Raw genomic sequence first — 7,561 nt, forward strand, 5'->3', positions numbered from 1 at the left:
GCGCTTGCACCTGTGCGACCCCGAAGGGAGAGACCTGTGAACCCACGCCTCACGTCATGGCCGGCATCGCCAGCCGTATCAATACTGTTCGCGGTCCTGGCGCTCCTCCTGGCGATTCTCCCTGCGGGCTCGGCGGTCCTGGCGCCCCCGGCCCTCGCCGACGAGGCCCCCGAGCGGGAGGGCGAGCAGCTCGATGAGAACTCCGGCGAGCAGCGCCCCCCGGGGCCGCAGACGGTTGCGGCCGATGCCCTGCCGACGGTCCAGATCGACGGCGTCGTGTGGGATCAGACCATCGTGGGCGGCACGGTCTACGCGGTGGGGCAGTTCACCACGGCGCGCCCCGCGGGCTCCCCGCCCGGGCAGGACGAGGTGCCCCGCAGCAACGCCCTGGCCTACGACATCGCCACCGGTGAGCTCAAGGACTGGGCCCCGCGGGTGGACGGCACGGTCCGCGCGGTGGATGCCTCCGCCGACGGCTCCACCGTCTACCTGGGCGGGGACTTCACCTCGATCAACAGTGAGCCCGCCTGGCGGGTGGGGGCGGTGGGCGCCGCGGACGCCGGACGCCGGCCGCTGGGGGCCTGGGCCAACGGCATCGTCCACGCCGTGGAGGTCTCCGCCGACGGCTCCACCCTCTACCTCGGGGGCGCCTTCACCGAGGTCAGCGGCCTGGACCGCCGGCGCGTGGCGGCGGTGGACCTGGGGGCCCAGCGGATCACGGACTTCGCGCCCCAGGTCGAGGACATGGCGGTGCGCGCCCTGACCGTGGCCAGGGACGGCGGCGCGGTGGCGATCGGGGGCTCCTTCACCTCGGTGGGCGGCCAGGCCCGGCCCGGCCTGGCGGTCCTGGATCCCTCGGGCGCCGTGCGCCGGGCCAAGGTCAACGACGTCATCACCGCTGGCGGGACCGAGAGCGCGGTCATGGGCATGGCCTCCGACGACCGGGGCTTCTACGCCGTGTCCTACTCCATGTCAGGCTCCTTCGAGGGCATGGTGCGGGCCGAGTGGAGCGGGGGCGAGGTCGGGCTCATGGCGGACTGCCACGGCGACTCCTACGACGTCCATCCCTCCGGTGAGGTCGTCTACGTCGCCAGCCACGCCCACGACTGCTCCATGATCGGGGGCTTCCCCGAGCAGCAGCAGTTCTGGCACGCCCCCGCCTTCTCCAGCGAGCCGGTCGGCGAGGTGGGCCCCAGCCCCGTTCCCGGCTACACCAGCCACACCGGGCAGCCGGCCGCCGCCAGCCTGCACTTCCACCCGGTGTTCACCCCGGGCTCCTTCACCGGGATGTCCCAGGCCACATGGACGGTGGAGGGCACCGACAAGTACGTCGTCTACGGCGGGGAGTTCACGGCGGTCAACGGCACCCCCCAGCAGGGGCTGGTGCGATTCGCCCGCCGCGACGTGGCGCCCAACCGGGAGGGGCCGGTGGACAAGGGCGCGGCCTACCGGGTGAGCGCCGCCTCGACGGAGCCGGGAGTCGTCCAGCTGAGCATCCCCTCCAACCGCGACCGCGATGACAGGCGCCTGACCTATGCCGTCTACCGCGACCCCGGGCCGCTGGGGGACCTGGATGCCCTCCGGGCGCAGCAGCCCATCTGGACCTCGGAGCAGGACCTGCCCTTCTGGGAGACCACGACCCACGAGGTGCGCGACGAGGTGGAGGCCGGCAGCGCGCACAGCTACGTCGTCGTGGTCTGGGACTCCTGGGGCGCCTGGACGCGCTCGGAGAGGATCGAGGTGGAGGCCTCCGGTCCGCCGCCGGGCGGGCAGGACGGCCCGGAGCCGCAGAGCGGGGAGGACCGGCGCCGGGACCAGGACCAGTAGGCGGTCGAGCGCGGCCACTGGGCGGGAGAATCCGGTTCATATCCCCGGTACGGGCGGGCCTCCAGGGCGTGTGAGGATACTCACCACCGATCGGGAAATATAGCGTGCAGCACCCGTTATCCAAGTGTTACCGATGTACTAGTCTCCTGGCATCAGCCGGTCGTCACGCCCGTTCGCAGACGTTCCCGAGCCGGTTGTCCTCCACCTCACCTTCCCGCCTCCATGAGGAGTATCTGTTGAGTCCTGTCCGTCGTCTCCGTCCTGTGCTCGCCGTCGCGGCGGCACTCCCCCTCACTGCGGCAGCACTACTGGCCCCCGCGATCACCCCCTCCGCGCGGGCGGCCGAGGAGGCCGCCCCGGCCAATCCGGAGCCCCTGCCCACCGTGCAGGTCGACGGGATCGTCTGGGACCAGGAGGTCGTCGGCACCACGGTCTACGCCGTCGGCGAGTTCAAGAGCGCCCGCCCCGCGGGCGCCGCCGCCGGGCAGAGCGAGTCCCCCCGGTCCAACGCCCTGGCCTACGACATCACCACCGGGGAGCTCAAGGACTGGGCGCCCACCACCAACGGCGCGATCAACGCCATCGAGGCCTCCGCCGATGGCTCCGTCCTCTACCTGGGCGGGCGCTTCAACACCCTCAACGGCGAGAACGCCTGGCGCGTGGGGGCGGTGAGCGCCGCCGACGGCAAGAAGCAGCCCTTCAGCGTGGCGACCAACAGCTCGGTCATGGACCTGGAGATCTCCCCGGACGGGTCGACCCTCTACCTGGCCGGCGCCTTCACCCAGGTCAACAAGTCCGCCCGGCAGCGCGCCGCCGCCATCAACCTGGCCACGCAGAGCGTCACCGACTTCGCCCCGGATGTCGCCGACTTCATGGTGCGCTCCATCACGGTGGCGGCCGATAACAGCGCGGTGGCCATCGGCGGCTCCTTCACCGAGGTGGAGGGCTCCTCCGACCCCGGCTACGGCCTGGCCATCCTGGAGCCCAACGGATCCCTGCGCCGCAACAGTGTCAACACCGTGGTGCGCAATGCCGACAGGAACGCCGGCATCATGAGCCTCAAGTCGGACGCCAACGGGCTGTACGGCGTGGCCTACTCCCAGAGCCGCTCCGAGGGCACCATCGAGGGCATGTTCCGGGCCAACTGGAGCACCGGCGAGCTGGACCTCCTGGCCGACTGCCACGGGGACTCCTACGACGTCCACCCCACCGCCAACTTCATCTACGTCTCCAGCCACACCCACGACTGCTCCAACATCGGGGGCTTCGGGGACGTCCCCAACCGGTACTACCACGGTGTGGCCTTCACCAATAAGGCCACCGGCACCGTGCGCCGCAACACCGCCTGGGGCTACCGCAACCACCAGGGCCAGCCCGCCCCCACGGTCATGGAGAACTTCCTGCCCAACTTCCAGCTGGGCAATGTCACCGGTCTTTCCCAGGCCACCTGGACCGTCGAGGGCAATGACGAGTACATCGTCTACGGCGGGGAGTTCACGGCCGTCAACGGCACCCCCCAGCAGGGCCTGGTCCGCTTCTCCACCTCCGGCAACAAGAACGATCCCCAGGGGGAGGACCCCGGGGACGACGGCGGTCAGGATGGCGGCGAGGACGACGACAACGGCTGGGACGGCTGGGGCTGGGGCTGGGGTTGGGGCTGGTGATGGACACCTCCTCCCAGAGCCGCCCGGAGGGCCGGCGCCCCGCCCGGGATGTGCCAACGCGCCAGCGGCGTCGTAGGCTGCCCGTCGTGTCACGTTCACGCATGCTCATCCTGCCCGCGCTTGTGGCGCTGGCCCTGACCGGCTGCGGCTCCAACGGCGATGGCCGTGCGGATGCCACCAGCGCCGCACCCTCCTCCGGCAGCTCCAGCGCTACCGCCCCAGCCTCCGGAGGGGCGAGCGCGCCGGCCGGGGACCCCACCCCACTGGTGGAGACCCCGGACCCGACCGCCGCCCCTGAGAGCCCGGTGGTGCCCTCGGCCTCCGGCGTCGACCCGGGCGCGGTGGAGCGCGGCGATCTGTCCGCCGATCAGCTCGACGCCGTGGGCACCGACCAGGCGGTCACCGTCAACGAGGCCGCCTCGGTGCAGATCGGCCAGATGCGCTCCCAGGAGCTGGAGGCGGGGCCCGGTGAGGTCGGAGGTGCGGGCGTGGTGGTGCCCGTCACCGTGTCCAACACCTCCTCCGAGCCGCTGTCCCTGAGTGGACTGGTCGTCACCGTCACCTACGGCGCCGACGGCGCCCCCGCCGAGGAGGTCGCCAGCGTCTCGGATGTCATCCCGGCGAGCCTGGCCGCGGGCGAGTCCCAGTCGATCGAGCGGGCCTTCACCATTCCGGCCGAGGGCCGCGGGCAGGTGCGCGTCGTCGTCGACCTGGGGGCCGACTACCCGGCCGCCGTCTTCGAGGGCCCGGCGCCCAGCTGAGCCCCGAGTCATCCCCCGCGCAGTGCGCACCGGACCCAGGAGGGTCCGGTGCGCACTTTTCTTTCGTGAGGATCAACAAGGCCGGGGGGGGGGTGTGTTGAGTGATACTCATCGTCGGACTGATCACGATCCTGCATCTCAACGGTGGTAGGGTCGCTCGTCCCCGCCGGCCCCCTCATCCGGCGATCCCTCTCCTACCCATGAGAATCCTGAATGGAGTGCGCGTGCGTCCCGCTCGTCCTTTGCGTGGCATCCTCGCTGCTATCACGGCGCTGCCACTGGGCCTCGCTGCCCTGACCCTCCCCCTCGCGCCGGCCGCCGCCGAGCCCGACGCCGCCCCTGCCGCCGAGCAGGCCGCTGCCCCCGGGGCCGGCGGGGAGCCGACCACGGTCGCGGCCGATGGCCTCCCCACGGTGCAGATCAACGGCGTGGTGTGGGACCAGGCGGTTGTCGGCACCACGGTCTACGCCGTGGGGCAGTTCTCCGCCGCGCGCCCCGCAGGCGCTGCCGCCGGGCAGAGCGAGAGCCCCCGGTCCAACGCCCTGGCCTACGACATCACCACTGGCGAGCTCAAGGACTGGGCGCCCACCACCAACGGCCAGATCAACGCCGTCAAGGCCTCGGCCGACGGCTCGGTCATCTACCTGGGCGGCGACTTCACCACGCTCAACGGCGAGAACGCCTGGCGCGTGGGCGCCGTGGGCGCCGCCGACGGCCAGCGCCGGAGCCTGCCCCTGGCCGCCAATGCCAGCGTCAAGGCCCTGGAGGTCTCGGCCGATGGCTCCACCCTCTACCTCGGGGGCGTCTTCACCCAGATCAACCGCGCCGAGCGCAAGCGCGTGGCGGCCTTCGACCTGGCCGGGCAGAGGCTCACCGACTTCTCCGCCGAGGTCGACGACCTCTTCGTCCGGACCATCGCCGCCGCCCCCGACGGCAGTGCCGTCGCCATCGGCGGATCCTTCACCTCCGTGGAGGGGTCGAGCCGGCCCGGCTTCGGCATGGCCGTCCTGGAGCCCTCCGGAGCCCTGCGCCGCAACAGCCTCACCTCCGTCATCCGCACCGCCGGCCCACGGGCGGGCGTCATGGAGCTCAAGGCCGACGACAAGGGCCTGTACGGGGTGTCCTACGCCATGACCGGGGCCTTCGAGGGGCTGTTCCGCGCCGACTGGGCCACTGGCGACATGGACTACATGGCCGACTGCCACGGCGACTCCTACGCCCTGCACCCCGCCGACGAGGTCGTCTACGTCGCCAGCCACGCCCACGACTGCGCCAATATCGGGGGCTTCCCCGAGGGCGCCCCCGCCCGCTACCACTCCGCCGTGGCCTACACCAACGCCGCCACCGGTACGGTCAAGCCCAATGCCCGGCGCGGGTATGAGAGCTACGGCGGCCAGAACGGCACCACCAACCTCAACTTCTACCCCGACCTCAAGGCCGGGAGGATCACCAAGACCAACCAGGCGGCCTGGACGGTGGAGGGCAACGACCAGTACGTCGTCTACGGCGGGGAGTTCCTGGCCGTCAACGGCAGGGCCCAGCAGGGCCTGGTGCGCTTCGCCCGCCGCGACACCTCTCCCAACGAGCAGGGCCCCATGATCAAGGGCGGGGCCTACAAGGTCACGGCCGCCTCGCCGCGCGCCGGCGTGGTCACCCTGTCCTTCCCCACCAACTGGGACCGCGATGACAAGTCCCTGACCTACACGGTCTACCGCGACACCCAGCGCTCCGAGCCGATCAGCACCCAGACCGTGACCGCCGGCTACTGGGAGCCGTCCAACCTGTCGGCCACCGACGTGGTGGAGCCGGGCTCCACCCACCGCTACCGGGTGGTGGTCACCGACCCCTGGGGGGCCTTCACCTACTCGGACTGGGTGACCATCACCGCGGGCGAGGGCGAGGCCCTGAGCCCCTACGGCGGCCGCGTCCTGGCCGACGGCGCCGCCCACTACTGGCCCCTGGATGAGACCGAGGGGGACACCGCATCGGACTTCGTGGCCGGGCGCGACCTCAGGCTCCACGGCTCGCGCTACACCCGCGGCGCCGAGTCCGTCCTGGGCACCGGATCGGCCCTGGGCCTGAGCTCGGACCGCTGGGAGACGAGCAACGCCGCCACCGTCTCGGCCTCCCGGGCCCCCTCCACCTTCTCCGTGGAGGCCTGGGTGCGCACCGAGTCCACCAGCGGTGGCGCCGTGGTGGGCTTCGGCTCCTCGGCCACCGGGAGCTCGGCCAAGCGCGACCGCATCGTCTACATGCGCAATGACGGCACTCTCAGCTTCATGCTCTACCCGGGGACCCTGTCCACGGTGACCTCCGAGAAGAGCTACAACGACGGCCAGTGGCACCATGTCGTGGCCACCCTGAGCCCGGCTGCGGGCGCCACGCTCTACGTCGACGGCAAGGTGGCCGCCTTCGACTCCACCTTCACCGCCGGTGAGGACTACACCGGGTACTGGCGCGTGGGCGGCGACCTGCTCCAGGGCGTCAACGGCGCCCCCTCCTCCCACTTCATCAATGGCGAGATCGACGAGGTCGCCGTCTACAGCAGCACGCTGGGCCCCGCCCAGATCGCCCAGCACTACACCCTGGGCAGCGGCAAGGAGGTGGAGCCGGACCGCGATCCGCAGGACCCGCCCGCCCAGACCCCGCTGCTGGCCGACGGCTTCGACCGCACGCTCGAGCGCGGATGGGGCAGGGCCGAGACCGGGGGCGCCTGGGAGACGACCTGGAATGGACGCTCCTTCTCCGTGGCCGACTCGGCCGGGCGCATCGCCATGACCGGTGCGCGCTCCTCCTCCGCGATCCGCTCCGAGGTCCTGAAATCCACATCCACCGACGCGACCCTGGACTTCTCCCTGGACGCCATCCCCGGCGGCAACGGCGCATTCATCTCCTACGTGGCGCGGGGCACGGATGCGGGCCAGTACCAGGCGAAAGTGCAGGTCGGGGCGGCCGGAGCCCCGGTGGTCACGATCTCCAAGGTGATCGAGGAGCGCGAGACGGTCCTGGGCTCCATCCTGCTCAAGGAGGGCTACTCCCCGGGCCAGACCCTCCACCTGCGCATGATCGTCTCCGGTGAGGCCTCCACGGTCCTCCAGGCCAAGCTGTGGGTCGGGGACGCCGAGCCCGAGGAGTGGGGCGTCGACGTCGTCGACAGCGAGCGGGCCCTCAAGGACCAGGGGTGGGTGAGGATCAACACCTACATCTCCGGATCCGCCGGTCCCGAGACCGTGAACCTCTCGATCGAGGGGATCAGGGTCAGCCAGCTCTGAGCCAGTCCTGAGCCCACCAGCGGCCGGCCCCCCCCCC

At 71.5% G+C, this 7,561-nt stretch carries 4 protein-coding genes; all 4 read left to right on the forward strand.

The features are described 5' to 3' along the window. The first annotated feature begins 36 nt into the window (after nucleotides 1-36). The 4 genes from J5X07_RS10495 (at nucleotide 37) to J5X07_RS10510 (ending at nucleotide 7,524) form a co-directional block, all read left to right on the forward strand. Entirely contained in the window at nucleotides 37-1,827 is a 1,791-nt protein-coding gene (locus tag J5X07_RS10495; RefSeq protein ID WP_208479767.1) for a hypothetical protein, read from the forward strand. A 236-nt stretch (nucleotides 1,828-2,063) separates the two neighbouring features. Continuing rightward, nucleotides 2,064-3,491, forward strand: coding sequence for a hypothetical protein (locus J5X07_RS10500; RefSeq protein ID WP_243896742.1), 1,428 nt, complete (start codon nucleotides 2,064-2,066; stop codon nucleotides 3,489-3,491). An 86-nt stretch (nucleotides 3,492-3,577) separates the two neighbouring features. After that, entirely contained in the window at nucleotides 3,578-4,252 is a 675-nt protein-coding gene (locus J5X07_RS10505; RefSeq protein WP_244925039.1) for a hypothetical protein, read from the forward strand. A gap of 200 nt (nucleotides 4,253-4,452) precedes the next feature. Next, entirely contained in the window at nucleotides 4,453-7,524 is a 3,072-nt protein-coding gene (locus tag J5X07_RS10510) for a LamG domain-containing protein (protein ID WP_208479768.1), read from the forward strand. Nucleotides 7,525-7,561: the final 37 nt, after the last annotated feature.

The organism is Actinomyces bowdenii (assembly GCF_017592395.1).
Classification (GTDB): Bacteria; Actinomycetota; Actinomycetes; order Actinomycetales; family Actinomycetaceae; genus Actinomyces; species Actinomyces bowdenii.